General features: G+C 62.4%; 13 protein-coding genes and 1 tRNA gene. 9 read left to right on the plus strand and 5 right to left on the minus strand.

The features are described 5' to 3' along the window. Positions 1 to 153: 153 nt before the first annotated feature. Positions 154 to 462, minus strand: coding sequence for a hypothetical protein (locus AC0QUY_RS07925; protein WP_161851879.1), 309 nt, complete (start codon positions 460 to 462; stop codon positions 154 to 156). Positions 463 to 633: 171 nt separating this feature from the next. Further along, the gene (locus tag AC0QUY_RS07930; RefSeq protein WP_202639256.1) at positions 634 to 1,167 is read right to left on the minus strand and encodes a Dps family protein; all 534 of its coding nucleotides are present in this window, start codon (positions 1,165 to 1,167) and stop codon (positions 634 to 636) included. A gap of 123 nt (positions 1,168 to 1,290) precedes the next feature. Between AC0QUY_RS07930 and AC0QUY_RS07935 the strand changes: the two genes are divergently transcribed. The 5 genes from AC0QUY_RS07935 (at position 1,291) to AC0QUY_RS07955 (ending at position 7,410) form a co-directional block, all read left to right on the plus strand. Beyond that, positions 1,291 to 1,995 carry a class I SAM-dependent methyltransferase gene (locus tag AC0QUY_RS07935; protein ID WP_475386416.1) on the plus strand — a complete coding sequence of 235 codons (705 nt, stop codon included), beginning with the start codon at positions 1,291 to 1,293 and terminating at the stop codon, positions 1,993 to 1,995. Between the two features lie 79 nt (positions 1,996 to 2,074). After that, positions 2,075 to 2,150: transfer RNA gene (locus AC0QUY_RS07940), tRNA-OTHER, on the plus strand. Positions 2,151 to 2,449: 299 nt separating this feature from the next. Continuing rightward, positions 2,450 to 5,914, plus strand: a complete 3,465-nt coding sequence (carB, locus tag AC0QUY_RS07945; RefSeq protein ID WP_475386417.1) for a carbamoyl-phosphate synthase large subunit — start codon at positions 2,450 to 2,452, stop codon at positions 5,912 to 5,914. A 214-nt stretch (positions 5,915 to 6,128) separates the two neighbouring features. After that, positions 6,129 to 6,602, plus strand: coding sequence for a transcription elongation factor GreA (gene greA, locus AC0QUY_RS07950; RefSeq protein WP_202639309.1), 474 nt, complete (start codon positions 6,129 to 6,131; stop codon positions 6,600 to 6,602). A 394-nt stretch (positions 6,603 to 6,996) separates the two neighbouring features. Then, complete coding sequence (locus AC0QUY_RS07955; RefSeq protein ID WP_475386419.1) at positions 6,997 to 7,410, plus strand: DoxX family protein; 414 nt, start codon at positions 6,997 to 6,999, stop codon at positions 7,408 to 7,410. 123 nt (positions 7,411 to 7,533) lie between these two features. On the opposite strand, the gene AC0QUY_RS07960 is transcribed toward AC0QUY_RS07955, so the two are convergent. Continuing rightward, on the minus strand, positions 7,534 to 8,013 hold the full coding sequence (locus AC0QUY_RS07960; RefSeq protein WP_161851874.1) for an Lrp/AsnC family transcriptional regulator: 480 nt from the start codon (positions 8,011 to 8,013) through the stop codon (positions 7,534 to 7,536). 278 nt (positions 8,014 to 8,291) lie between these two features. Between AC0QUY_RS07960 and trxB the strand changes: the two genes are divergently transcribed. From trxB to dapA, 3 genes are all read left to right on the plus strand, one after another. After that, a complete protein-coding gene (gene trxB / locus AC0QUY_RS07965; protein ID WP_475386420.1) occupies positions 8,292 to 9,257 on the plus strand; it encodes a thioredoxin-disulfide reductase in 966 nt (321 codons plus the stop codon). Positions 9,258 to 9,259: 2 nt separating this feature from the next. Next, positions 9,260 to 10,180, plus strand: coding sequence for a LysR family transcriptional regulator (locus tag AC0QUY_RS07970; RefSeq protein ID WP_161851872.1), 921 nt, complete (start codon positions 9,260 to 9,262; stop codon positions 10,178 to 10,180). A gap of 481 nt (positions 10,181 to 10,661) precedes the next feature. Continuing rightward, positions 10,662 to 11,594, plus strand: a complete 933-nt coding sequence (gene dapA / locus AC0QUY_RS07975) for a 4-hydroxy-tetrahydrodipicolinate synthase (RefSeq protein WP_475386421.1) — start codon at positions 10,662 to 10,664, stop codon at positions 11,592 to 11,594. A 50-nt stretch (positions 11,595 to 11,644) separates the two neighbouring features. On the opposite strand, the gene AC0QUY_RS07980 is transcribed toward dapA, so the two are convergent. Next, complete coding sequence (locus AC0QUY_RS07980; protein WP_475386422.1) at positions 11,645 to 11,785, minus strand: hypothetical protein; 141 nt, start codon at positions 11,783 to 11,785, stop codon at positions 11,645 to 11,647. Positions 11,786 to 12,015: 230 nt separating this feature from the next. Here AC0QUY_RS07980 and AC0QUY_RS07985 point away from each other — a divergent pair, with 230 nt between their 5' ends. Further along, a complete protein-coding gene (locus AC0QUY_RS07985) occupies positions 12,016 to 12,150 on the plus strand; it encodes a hypothetical protein (RefSeq protein ID WP_256380318.1) in 135 nt (44 codons plus the stop codon). A gap of 176 nt (positions 12,151 to 12,326) precedes the next feature. Here the strand turns inward: AC0QUY_RS07985 and AC0QUY_RS07990 are convergent, their stop codons facing one another. Continuing rightward, the gene (locus AC0QUY_RS07990; RefSeq protein ID WP_161851869.1) at positions 12,327 to 13,007 is read right to left on the minus strand and encodes a ParA family protein; all 681 of its coding nucleotides are present in this window, start codon (positions 13,005 to 13,007) and stop codon (positions 12,327 to 12,329) included. Positions 13,008 to 13,118 lie beyond the last annotated feature (111 nt).

Consider the following 13,118-nt stretch of genomic DNA (forward strand, 5'->3'; position numbering starts at 1 on the left):
GGCGGGTGTTCTCGAGAGACTTAGCGGTTCGATGGTTTCGGTTGGGCACGGTGACGCCAACGCGCCGGATCGTGACGAAGTAGTCGCCCGCGATGGTGGCGGCGAACTGCGTTCATTCCATCCTGGCTACTGACAGCAAATCACGCCGGGCATTCACCTGGCCCACTGACCCATCTGCAGACAGGTCAGCAAGCTGACGTAGCTCGGCGTGCCACCGATGCTCTCCTGCGAGATACAGCTTGCCCGGCTTGGCGCGGGGAATTTCGACCATTGGCCCGCGAGCTGCCGCTTCGCTTTCTGTTCATCGTTCACGCAGCTCTTTATCGACTGGTCAACGGTGAGGCCCGCGGTGGCGGCGACGTCGAGCTTGCAGCTCCGAGCAACGTCAAATTTCGGCACGCCGTCTGCGACCGTGACGACCAATTGCGAACTCAAAACGATCATCGGAAAAGAGATAGGCATCTCCCGCCTCCTTCGGATCGCGCAATAGCTTCGGGCAGCCGCTGTTCGGAGCCACAGCGCAGCCTACCGCAAAACCGGCATGGACGCGACCGGAATGTCCTGCAGACAGCCGCCACGGGCCGCAGGGATGGCAAGGCTGCCCCTTGCGCGCCTGCTCAAGCGCAACCGCGCTTACGCCGCGTTAGCGCCTTCCTGACGGCTGGCCTCGAACAGGAACCAGGTGCGGCGCTCGGTCTCGTCGATGAAGACTTCGAGCAGGCTCGCGGTGCCGGAATCCTCGTGATCGTCGCAAAGCTTGTGGGCTTTGCGCATCGCCGCCGCCATGTGCTTGTTGTCTTGCATCAGTTCGCGCAGCATTTCGCGCGGCGGCACATAGGCGTCGTTGTTGTCCTGAATGGTCTGCAGCTTGGCGATCTGCCCGATCGAACGCAGCGTGGTGCCGCCGAGCTTGCGTACCCGCTCGGCGAGCTGATCGGTGGTGCCGAAGATCGCTTCCGACTGCTGGTCCAGCATCAGGTGATAGTCATTGAAATGCCGCCCGCTGACATGCCAGTGGAAATTCTTGGTCTTCAGATAGAGCGCGAAGGCGTCCGCCAGCAGCGTATTGAGCGACGCCGAAATCTTCTCGACGGCGGCCGGCGCCAGGTCGGTCGGTGTGTCGAGATCGGGGGATACCTTGTCGGATTTGTTGTTGGCTTTGCTCACGTTGCACCTTCCTGTTAGGAACCGGACAGCGGCGGCGGTGGACATTGGCCGCCGGACGACCTAACGCATCACTTTCACGGCGGTTCCGGGCCCGGAACCACAGCCTTGCAGGGCGCTGTACGCATGGATGAATGGATCGACTATTACGATTCAACGCATACGATTTATGCGAGCAAGCTGCATCGCGACCTGCATTTCCAGGTCATCGCGCGCGATATCATCGGCTATATCGCTTCGCCCGATGCCGTCGTGCTGGACTATGCCTGCGGCGAGGCGCTGTCGGCCGCCAGGGTGGCGGACGCCTGCGCCAAGCTGTATCTGGCCGAGCCGGCGCCTGGCGTCCGCGGCCGGCTGATCGCGCGCTTTGCGCCGAACACCAAGATCCGCGTCCGTTCGCTCGATGAACTGCGGACGATGAGCGAGGGCTCGATCGACCTCGTCGTCATGAACTCGGTCGCGCAATACATGACGCCGGATGAACTGGATTCGGCGTTTGCCGTCATTCGCCGGCTGTTGAAGCCCAATGGCCGTCTGGTATTGGGCGACATCCTGCGGCCTGAAGTCGGCATGGCCCGAGACGTGCTGGCGCTGCTGAAATTCGCGCGCGCTCACGGCTTCCTGAAAGACGCCCTGTACGGCCTCGCCAGCACGGCGCTGTCCGACTACCGCCAACTGCGCACCCGTGTCGGGCTGCAGCGCTACGGCGAAGACGAGATGATCGGCAAGCTCGCCGCCGCCGGCTTCGCCGCCTCGCGCGCGCAACAGAATATCGGCCACAACCCGTGGCGGATGACCTTCGTGGCGAAGCACGCATTCCAGCGCCCCTGAGCGTAACGCGCGCCAGGGTTGTTAACCCTAAAGCACGGTAAGCATGGTTCACCGCGCCGTGATCGGCGATGATGGGCGCGGCCCGGTGGCGGAAGCGACGACGCGGGAGCAGTGCAATGCTCTTTATCCTGGTTCAAATCCAGGCCGGGCCTCCAGCCTTCGCTGCTCCGCAGCTTCGGCTCGGCAAGCCAGCGGTGGCGAAGGCGGACCTCGGCTCGGCAAGCCCTATCGTAGCGAAGGCTGCCGCGGCGTAGCCCGAAGGGCGAAGCCGGGCTCTCGGCAATACCCCCTGATTTCCCCTAATTTCGCGGTTGATGAGGGGTTTTTGGGGGTTTCGCGGGTGCAAAATCTGGTCTAAAGACCACCCGCGCGCGAGGGTGACCCGCGCTCTTGGCTTAGGGGACGCGCAGCATGCGCGCCCTTTTTTTGTGCCCAATTTCCAGTCTGAGAGCTGATGCCCAAAAGAACAGATATCTCCACCATCCTGATCATCGGCGCCGGTCCCATCGTGATCGGCCAGGCCTGCGAATTCGACTATTCCGGCACCCAGGCGGTGAAGACGCTGAAGGAAGAGGGCTACCGCATCGTCCTCGTCAATTCCAATCCGGCCACCATCATGACCGATCCGGAACTGGCGGATGCGACTTATATCGAGCCGATCACTCCCGAGATCGTCGCCAAGATCATCGAGAAGGAACGCTACGTCATCCCGGGCGGCTTTGCGCTGCTGCCGACCATGGGCGGCCAGACCGCGCTGAACTGCGCGCTGTCGCTGCGCCGGCAGGGCACGCTCGACAAATTCGACGTCGAGATGATCGGCGCCACCGCCGACGCCATCGACAAGGCCGAAGACCGCCAGCTGTTCCGCAACGCGATGGAGAAGATCGGCCTGCAGACGCCGAAATCGCGGCTGGCCAACGCCTCGGCGCTGAAGAAGTCCTATCGCGACAAATACCTCGCCGAACGCGAGAAACTATCCGGCGACGCGCTGGATGAGCTCGAACGGCAATGGACGATCGGCGAAAACGAGCGTCGCAAGCGCTACCAGGAGCACGCGCTCGGCGAGGCGCTGATGGCGCTGTCCGAAATCGGGCTGCCCGCGATCATCCGTCCCTCCTTCACCATGGGCGGCACCGGCGGCGGCATCGCCTACAACAAGGAAGAGTTTCTCGACATCATCGAACGCGGCCTCGACGCCTCCCCGACCAACGAAGTGCTGATCGAGGAATCCGTGCTCGGCTGGAAAGAGTTCGAGATGGAGGTGGTGCGCGACAAGAAGGACAATTGCATCATCGTCTGCTCGATCGAGAACCTCGATCCGATGGGCGTGCACACCGGCGATTCCATCACGGTGGCGCCGGCGCTGACGCTGACCGACAAGGAATACCAGATCATGCGCGACGCCTCGATCGCAGTGCTGCGCGAGATCGGGGTCGAGACCGGCGGATCCAACGTGCAGTTCGGCGTCAATCCCGAGGACGGTCGCATGGTCGTGATCGAGATGAATCCGCGCGTGTCGCGCTCCTCGGCGCTGGCATCGAAGGCGACAGGATTCCCGATCGCCAAGGTCGCCGCCAAGCTCGCGGTCGGCTACACGCTCGACGAAATCGCCAACGACATCACGGGCGGTGCGACGCCGGCCTCGTTCGAGCCGACCATCGACTATGTCGTCACCAAGGTCCCCCGTTTCGCGTTCGAGAAATTTCCCGGCGCCTCCACCACGCTGACGACTTCGATGAAGTCGGTCGGCGAGGTGATGGCGATCGGCCGCACCTTCCAGGAAAGCCTGCAGAAGGCGCTGCGCGGGCTCGAAACCGGCCTGACCGGGCTCGACGACATCGAGATCGAAGGCCTCGGCCATGGCGACGACAAGAACGCGATCCGCGCCGCGCTCGGCACGCCGACGCCGAACCGCATCCTGCAGGTGGCGCAGGCGATGCGGCTCGGCTGGTCCAATGAAGAGATCTTCAATTCCTGCAAGATCGATCCCTGGTTCCTCAGCGAGATGCGCGGCATCATCGACATGGAAGCCAAGATCAGGGCGCACGGCCTGCCGCCGAACGGCTATGGCATGCGCATGCTGAAGGCGATGGGCTTTTCCGACGCGCGGCTTGCCGTGCTGTCCGAGTCCACCGAAGCCGAGATCACCGCGAAGCGTCATGCGCTTGGCGTCCGGCCGGTGTTCAAGCGTATCGACACCTGCGCGGCGGAGTTCGCCTCCCCCACCGCCTATATGTATTCGACCTATGAGGCGCCGTTCGCGGGCGCGCTTGCCGATGAGAGTGCGCCGTCGGACAAGAAGAAGGTCATCATCCTCGGCGGCGGCCCGAACCGGATCGGCCAGGGCATCGAATTCGACTATTGCTGCTGCCACGCCTGCTTCGCGCTCGACGATGCCGGCTACGAGACCATCATGGTCAACTGCAATCCGGAGACGGTTTCGACCGACTACGACACCGCCGACCGCCTCTATTTCGAGCCGCTGACCGCCGAGGACGTGCTGGAAATCGTCGCCACCGAGCGGCAGAACGGCACGCTGCACGGCGTGATCGTACAGTTCGGCGGCCAGACCCCGCTGAAGCTGGCGCGCGCGCTGGAAGCCGCCGACGTGCCGATCCTCGGCACCTCGCCCGACGCCATCGACCTTGCGGAAGACCGCGACCGTTTCAAACGCGTGCTCGACAAGTTGCGGCTGAAGCAGCCCAAGAACGGCATCGCCTATTCGGTTGAGCAGGCGCGGCTGGTATCGGCCGATCTGGGCCTGCCGCTGGTGGTGCGCCCGTCCTATGTGCTGGGCGGCCGCGCGATGCAGATCATCCGCGAGGAAAACCAGCTCAACGACTACCTGCTCGGCACCCTGCCCGAACTGGTGCCGGCCGACGTCAAGGCGCGCTACCCCAACGACAAGACAGGGCAGATCAACACCGTGCTCGGCAAGAACCCGCTGCTGTTCGACCGCTATTTGTCCGACGCCACCGAGATCGACGTCGACTGCCTCTGCGACGGCAAGGACACTTTCATCGTCGGCATCATGGAGCATATCGAGGAAGCCGGCATTCACTCCGGCGATTCCGCCTGTTCGCTGCCGCCGCATTCGCTTGACGCGAAGATGATCGAGGAGCTCGAGCGGCAGACCCGCGAGCTCGCACTCGGCCTCGATGTCGTCGGCCTGATGAACGTGCAGTACGCGATCAAGGACGGCGAGATCTATGTGCTCGAAGTCAACCCGCGGGCGTCGCGCACCGTGCCTTTCGTCGCCAAGGTCGTCGGCACGCCGGTGGCGAAGATCGCCGCGCGGATCATGGCCGGCGAAAAGCTTGCCGACTTCAAGCTGAAGAAGAAGCAGCTCGGCCATGTCGGCGTAAAAGAATCCGTCTTCCCCTTCGCGCGCTTCCCCGGCGTCGATACCGTGCTCGGTCCGGAGATGCGCTCGACCGGCGAGGTCATGGGCATCGACCGCTCGTTCGAGATCGCCTTCGCCAAGAGCCAACTCGGCGGCGGCACCCGCGTGCCGCGCAAGGGCACCGTCTTCGTCTCGGTGCGCGAGACCGACAAGGACCGCATCGCGGATGCGGTGCGCTTGCTGCACTCGCTCGGCTTCAAGGTGATGGGCACCTCAGGCACGCAACGCTTCCTGACTGACAAGGGCATTCCGACGGAGAAGGTCAACAAGGTGTTGGAAGGACGGCCGCATATCGTCGACGCCATCACCAATGGCGACATCCAGCTCGTCTTCAACACCACCGAGGGGCCGCAGGCGCTGGCCGACAGCCGATCGCTGCGGCGGGCTGCCCTCTTGCATAAAGTGCCGTATTACACCACTCTTTCGGGTGCTGTAGCGGCCGCCCAGGGCATCCGCGCCTATCTGGGCGGGGACCTTGAGGTCCGCACACTGCAGAGTTACTTTTCCGAGACCTGATCGTTGGCTGGGCGAATGCCCGCTAAACGATTGGCAATAAAGCCGTATGGCTGGAACTCACCGCTCGTTTGGATGTTGAATCGGCCCCTGAAGGGGCCGAAATTAATAGGCTGGCGGGCTCGCATCGGGCCACGAAAGCCCGAATCAAAATCTAGGAAATACCTCGTGCGTTCCGCGCAATGGGCGGCTCGTGCGATGGAAGGACGGAAGAATGATGGACAAGGTTCCGATGACTGCTAGCGGCTATGCCGCCCTGGAGGTCGAGTTGAAGCAGCGCCAATCGGTGGAGCGTCCGCGCATCATCGAGCATATTGCGGAAGCGCGCTCGCATGGCGACCTCTCCGAGAACGCGGAATATCACGCGGCCAAGGAAGAGCAGTCGCACAATGAAGGTCGCATCGCCGAGATCGAGGACAAGCTCGCGCGCGCCGACGTGATCGACATCTCGAAACTCTCCGGCGATACCATCAAGTTCGGCGCCACCGTCACGCTGGTCGACGAGGACACAGAGAAGAAGGCGGTGTGGCAGATCGTCGGCGAAGTCGAGGCCGACGCCAAGAAGGGCCGCATCTCCATCACCTCGCCGCTCGCCCGCGCCCTGATCGGCAAGAAGAAGGGCACGACCGTCGAAGTGATGGCGCCGGGCGGCGCCAAGGCCTACGAGATCACCAAGGTCGAGTGGCGCTAAAGCGCGATCCGCTTGGGATCATGCTGTAGTCACCTGCAAGTTACTGTTGCGACAAAGCCGCGTTTGCCACGCGGCTTTTTTGTTGCCGTCGCGCTGACAGGATTGTGAGTGGTGGCGCGGCGGATTTTTGAATATCCGATCCCGGGCAATGCTTATAGATTATAACTAAGTCGATCGGCGGAAGAAACCCCGGCATTCGTGGCGGTGGACTCAATGCCGCGCCTGCCGGGGTGTCATCTTGCTGCGTTGCAATCGCGACAAATGTCGCGCAGCGGCGAGGTGACGGGAATGATTCAATTCCAGGGGTGTTGTGTCGGCATCACACGCGATTTGCCAACACCGTGTAATCTCGGCACGCCAAGTTCTGGCGCGTCAAACAAAGGGGGACGATGAGATGGACCAAATCGACAAACTGTTCGGCAAATGGCAGCCGCAGGCGCTGAGCCTGTTTCGCTTCATCACCGGACTGCTGCTGTTTCAATACGGCGTCGCCAAGATTCTCGGTTTTCCGGCCGTACCGATGTTCGCAAAGATCCCGCCGCTGATCGTGGTAGCCGGCACAATCGAGCTTGTGCTTGGCGCGCTGTTGATGATCGGCCTGTTCACGCGCCTCAGCGCATTCATCCTGTCCGGCCAGATGGCGTTCGCCTATTTCATTGGGCACATGTTCAAGACACCTGCCGCACCGGTGTTCTTGCCGCTGCTCAATGGCGGCACGAGCGCGATCCTGTTCTGCTTCGCCTGTCTCTATCTGGCGACCGCAGGCGGCGGCCCGATCAGCGCCGACGCGATGATGCGGAAGAAGTAATCGTGAGCCGTAGGGTGGGCAAAGGCGCACTTGCGCCGTGCCCACCATTCGCGGTCCACGAAAAAATTGGTGGGCACGCTTCGCTTTGCCCACCCGGCGCCCGAAACGGCACTCGCTTGGGTCTCATCCCGCGACCTTCACATCCAACGGCACTGCCGCTTCATATTTCGAATTGTGCAGCACCAGCGACGTCCTGACGTTGCGCACGTGGGGCGCAGCCGTCAGGTGCGTGACGAAATCCTGAAACGTCGCCATGTCGGGCGCGACGCATTTGAGGATGAAATCCACCTCGCCCGACAGCATCCAGCATTCCCGCACCAGCGGCTCGGCGCGAACGAATTCCTCGAACGCGCGCAAATCCGCATCCGCCTGGCTGGACAGGTGGACGGACGCGAATACGGTGACGTCGAAACCTAGCCGGCGCGGATCGAGCAGGCCGCGGTAGCCCTGGATGTAGCCTTCCTCTTCCAGCGTGCGGACGCGGCGCAAGCAGGGGGGCGGCGAGATGCCGACGCGCTTGGCCAGTTCCACGTTGGTGATTCGGCCATCCGCCTGGATCTCGGCAAGGATTCGGAGGTCGATTTCGTCAAGATTCTTCGACACGCGCGTCGGGTTCCCTAATTTGGCTGCGCTTAAGCAGGTATTACCGGCAACTCTTAGCCCAGGCCGGGCCGCTTGCGCAATTTTATTGCGCGTGCAGCGCCACATTTCGCAAAAGTGACTTCAGTTCCGGGGAAAATTCGCTGGGATGAATTGCAATTCTTGCATAGCTACCCAGATATCTTAGACTTGGATTTGACACTTTCAGCGCCCCGCGACGTCCTGCCGGGCGCTTTCTGCACAGTCATAAACAAACCCCCGAATAAGAGAGGGATCCGCCGATGCCCGCGCCTATCCATGCCAAGGTCGTCATTATCGGTTCCGGCCCCGCCGGTTACACCGCGGCGATCTACGCGGCGCGCGCGATGCTGGAGCCGGTACTGATCCAGGGCATCCAACCCGGCGGACAACTCACCATCACCACCGACGTGGAAAACTATCCGGGCTTCGCCGACGTCATCCAGGGCCCCTGGCTGATGGAGCAGATGGAGAAGCAGGCGGCCCATGTCGGCACCAAGATCGTCACCGATCTCGTCACCAAGCTCGAACTCGCGCAGCGGCCGTTCCGGCTGACCTGCGATAGCGGCGACGTTTACCTGGCGGAAACGGTGGTGCTGGCCACCGGCGCGCAGGCGCGCTGGCTCGGCATCCCCTCGGAAGAAAAGTTCAAGGGCTTTGGCGTCTCGGCCTGCGCGACCTGTGACGGCTTCTTCTACCGCGGCAAGGAAGTGATCGTGGTCGGCGGCGGCAATACCGCGGTCGAGGAGGCGATGTTCCTGACCAACTTCGCGTCGCAAGTGACGATCGTGCATCGCCGCGATCATTTCCGCGCCGAGCGCATCCTGCAGGATCGCCTGTTCAAGAACCCCAAGATCAAGGTGGTCTGGGACTCAGCGGTCGATGAAATCTGCGGCACCGAAAACCCGGGCAAGGTTACCCATGTGCGCCTGAAGAACGTCAAGACCGGCACGCTGAAGGATGTGCCGGCCGACGGCGTCTTCATCGCCATTGGTCACGCGCCGGCCACCGACCTCGTCAAAGGCCAGATCAAGCTGAAACCTTCAGGCTATGTCGAGGTGGCGCCGAACTCGACCGCCACCTCGATCCCCGGCCTGTTCGCTGCCGGCGACGTGGCGGATGAAACCTACCGGCAGGCGGTCACGGCCGCCGGCCTTGGCTGCATGGCGGCGCTTGAGGCTGAACGTTTCCTTGCTTTGCGCGCGAGCGATCGCGCGGCGGCTGAATAGTCATGCCTAGATCACGGGACGGATTTGACATGGACTGGGACAAGCTGAAAGTCTTTCACGCGGCGGCGGAAGCGGGGAGCTTCACCCATGCCGGCGAGCAATTAGGGCTGTCGCAGTCGGCGGTATCGCGGCAGGTCAGCGCGTTGGAGCAGGAGCTTGCGGTGTCGCTGTTCCACCGCCACGCGCGCGGCCTCATCCTCACCGAACAGGGCGACTTGCTGTTTCGCACTGCGCATGACGTGTTTATGCAGTTGCAGGCCGCGCGTGCCAAGCTCACCGACAGCCGCGAGCGGCCGAGCGGCGACCTCAAGATCACGACGCCGCCGGCGCTGGGCATCAACTGGCTGATCCCGCGGCTCGACGAGTTCACCGCGCTTTATCCGGACATCCGCATCTCGCTGATCGTCACCGACGAGGATCTCGATCTGTCGATGCGCGAGGCCGACGTTGCGATCCGGACCCGCAAGCCGACCCAGCCGGACCTGATCCAGCGCAAGCTGTTCTCGATCGGCTTCCATGCCTATTGCTCGCCGGAATACATCAAGCGCTTCGGCACGCCGCGGACGCTGGACGACCTCGACTCGCACCGCATCATCATGCTTGGCGATGCACAGGTGCCGCCGCATCTGCAGAACCGGAGCTGGCTGATCGACGCCGGCCGTAACGGCTCGGGCCCGCGCGAAGCCTATTTCAAGGTGAACAATATCTTGGGATTGGTCCGCGCCTGCCAGCAGGGGCTCGGCATCGCCGCCCTGCCCGACTATCTGGTCGAGGAGAACAACCGCCTGGTGCAGTTGTTCGGCGAGACCGACTCGATCGCGGTGGATACGTATTTCGTCTACCCCGAGGAACTGAAGACGGTGGCACGCGTGCAGGTGTTCCGCGACTTCGTGGTCAGCAAGGCGCAGCGCTGGCCGTCTTAGCGGCTCCTGTCGTTTCGGATTAGCCTCCTTAATAGAGGGCCCGCTCACCGCATGTCTGACATGCGGCTTGGGCGCTTGCTGCAAGGCATTGATGAGGATCATAGTGCTCAAACGCTGAGCGGTCGCGTCGCGCATATGTCCCCCTCCTCCAGTGACGCGGTGGTTCAGTAATCCCTCTTGGAAGGTGATTGTGTCGGCCTCACGTGGCCAATACCTCGAGCCGGGCTCTTTCGGGCCCGGCTTTTTTTTACGTCTGTGTCATGTTCCCGCGCAGATTGACATTGAGGTTCTCGGCCTTCATCATCTGCACATGATCACGAGTTCGTGCGCAGTCTTGTCGTCGAAAAAAGGTCCCCACCCGGGGACCCGAGATCGACGCGCGCGCTAAAACTGCCCGCAAACCGCGATCCGAAGCCCCGCCGTCTGGACGGGGTTTTTTTATTGGTCCCGTCTCCGGCTCACCCCATGAGGAGATGGAACGATGACTGCCCCCACCACTAACGATCTGGCAAGCCGGCTGCAGGGCCTGTGGCTGCCGCTGATCACGCCGTTTCGCAACGGCGAACTCGACGAGGCCTCGCTGCGCCGCCTCGTCCGCCACTATGCCGCCGGCCCGATCGACGGCTTCATTCTCGCGGCAACCTCGGGCGAAGGCATGTCGCTCCGCGCGGACGAACTCGAGCGGCTGGCGACGCTGACACGCAGCGAGCTTTCCGGCAGTGGGCGCCATTTGCCGATCCTGCTCGGCCTGTCGGGCGCCTCCACCGCGAAGATGAAGGATGCTCTGGATGAGACGGCGGCGTGGCCGATCGACGGCTATCTGATTGCGAGCCCTTATTACATCCGCCCATCGCAGCGCGGCCTGCTGCAGCATTTCACAGAGCTTGCCGACCACGCCTCATGGCCGATCGTGCTCTACAACATCCCCTACCGGACCGGCGTCAGCCTCAGCAACGAGACGCTGCTGCAGCTTGCGGCGCATCCGAACATCGTCGGCATCAAGGATTGCAGCGCCGATCGCGCGCAGTCGATCGACTTGCTGACGCGGCGGCCAGCGGGCTTTCGCGTGCTGACCGGCGAAGACGCGGAGTATCACGATGCGCTCGCCGACGGCGCCGATGGTGCGATCCTGTTGTCGGCGCATCTAGAGACCGAAGCCTTCGCCTCGATGCGGACTCTGCTCGGACAAGGTGATCGTGACGGTGCGCGGGCGTGTTGGAAGGAACTCTCCCGGCTGACCCGGCTGTTGTTCGCCGAGCCGAGCCCGGCGCCGGCCAAGCATTGGCTGGCGCGCAGCGGGCTGATCGACAGCGCCGAGGTTCGCCTCCCGATGGTGCAAGTGAGCGAAGAACTGGCGGCGTTGCTAGACGAGGAAATCGAACGGCGCAGGCCGCCATTGTTGCGGCGGGCCTGACGGATGCGATCGGCTCCCTCTCGCTGCGATGGCGAGAGGGAGAAATGGATTTAGCTCACCAGCAGGCGATAGGTCATGACAGGCGCGAAGCCGAGCAGCATCGCCCAGATCGCGAATGACGAGACCAGGAGAACGTCATGCATGCACTGGGCGTACTCGCCGATCGCAAATTTCTTGCCGTGAACGGTCATCGCTATTCCCCCAATGTTTTTCTGAGAGGACTGATACGCGTAAAATTTTAACGTCGCGCGCGCGGCTTCGCTCGACTTTGACGCCGTGCGATCAGGGAATGTTAACCAGATGTGGCGGTGGTTAATCGCGGGTAGCAGGTGCGGTCAAATGCAAGCGAAATCGAAACCAGGTTTTTAAAGCCGATCGCGTATCGGGAGAGAAGGAGCAACAAGGAACGCGGGGGCGCGTCGTGCATTTCGAAAACAATAGCTTTTCTGATCAACAGGGTTTTTCGACCGAGGACATCGTGTGGGCCGTCGGCATCTGGTCGGTGATCCTGACGCTGTCGCCGGTCGTCGTGTTCTACGTGCTGATGGTGGCGTAAGGCGGACACTTTCCTCCGTCATTCCGGGATGGTCCGAAGGATCAGACCCGGAATCTCGAGATTCCGGGCTCGATGCTTCGCGTCGCCCCGGAATGACAGCAACAAAGTCTCACACAAAAAAGAAAAACGCGCGGAGCGCCGCGCGTCTTTGTCAGTCAGAAAGGAAAGCGGCGTTGTTACGCCGCCTGCTTGTGCATGGCGCCCGATGCCGACGCCGTTCCGCGGATCGCCTTGATCGAGCGCTCGATCGCGCCCCACAGCCTGGAGATCTCGGCCGCAGCACGGCCTTCCGCGTAATATTCGCGGGCGCCTTCGCCCTGGCTCAGCGCCATCAACAGATCGGCGCGGTTGGTGATCTGGCCGCTCCACACCGGTGCGCGGAATTTCGCCAGCGCTTCGCGCGCGATGGTGACGATGCGGCTCTCGACGCCGTCGCGTTCGGCGGGTGCACCGTTGATCACGACCGCATAAGGCTTGCGCCCCGAGCGGCACGTCTGAATGGTTTCCTGCACCGCGTTGACGTCGAACACGCCGGGCCGCGCCGGAATGATCACCATCGTCGCATTGCGGATCGCGTCGTCGACGACAGCTGACAGGTTTGGCGGCGTGTCGATGAATACCCATTCGATGCCGTCGCGCTTGGCGGCAGCAACGATGCCGCTGACGGAATTCACCGCGGCCTTGATCGGCGGTTCGTTGGTGCCGCGCAATTTGTGCCAGAGAGTAAGCGAGCCCTGCGGATCGGCGTCGACGAGCAAAATGGGCTTCGTTGCCTTGTGAACATGGGCAGCGAGGTGAGCAGCCAGGGTACTTTTTCCCGAGCCTCCCTTACGTGATGCGAAAACAATTACGTTCATACCTTGGCCTCCAGTTGACCCCAGAAGCCGAAAATGAATCAGCGCGCTGATTCGTGAAAGAAAAATTTATCGATCGCCGCGATGAAGCCACTTAATTGCCAATAAGGCTGG

Source organism: Bradyrhizobium sp. WYCCWR15520, assembly GCF_056174665.1.

Coding starts and splice junctions, on each gene's coding strand:
- AC0QUY_RS07925 (WP_161851879.1), bottom strand. CDS start 462: ATGCCTATCTCTTTTCCGATGATCGTTTTGAGTTCGCAATTGGTCGTC.
- AC0QUY_RS07935 (WP_475386416.1), top strand. CDS start 1,291: ATGGATGAATGGATCGACTATTACGATTCAACGCATACGATTTATGCG.
- carB (WP_475386417.1), top strand. CDS start 2,450: ATGCCCAAAAGAACAGATATCTCCACCATCCTGATCATCGGCGCCGGT.
- greA (WP_202639309.1), top strand. CDS start 6,129: ATGGACAAGGTTCCGATGACTGCTAGCGGCTATGCCGCCCTGGAGGTC.
- AC0QUY_RS07955 (WP_475386419.1), top strand. CDS start 6,997: ATGGACCAAATCGACAAACTGTTCGGCAAATGGCAGCCGCAGGCGCTG.
- trxB (WP_475386420.1), top strand. CDS start 8,292: ATGCCCGCGCCTATCCATGCCAAGGTCGTCATTATCGGTTCCGGCCCC.
- AC0QUY_RS07970 (WP_161851872.1), top strand. CDS start 9,260: ATGCCTAGATCACGGGACGGATTTGACATGGACTGGGACAAGCTGAAA.
- dapA (WP_475386421.1), top strand. CDS start 10,662: ATGACTGCCCCCACCACTAACGATCTGGCAAGCCGGCTGCAGGGCCTG.
- AC0QUY_RS07980 (WP_475386422.1), bottom strand. CDS start 11,785: ATGACCGTTCACGGCAAGAAATTTGCGATCGGCGAGTACGCCCAGTGC.
- AC0QUY_RS07990 (WP_161851869.1), bottom strand. CDS start 13,007: ATGAACGTAATTGTTTTCGCATCACGTAAGGGAGGCTCGGGAAAAAGT.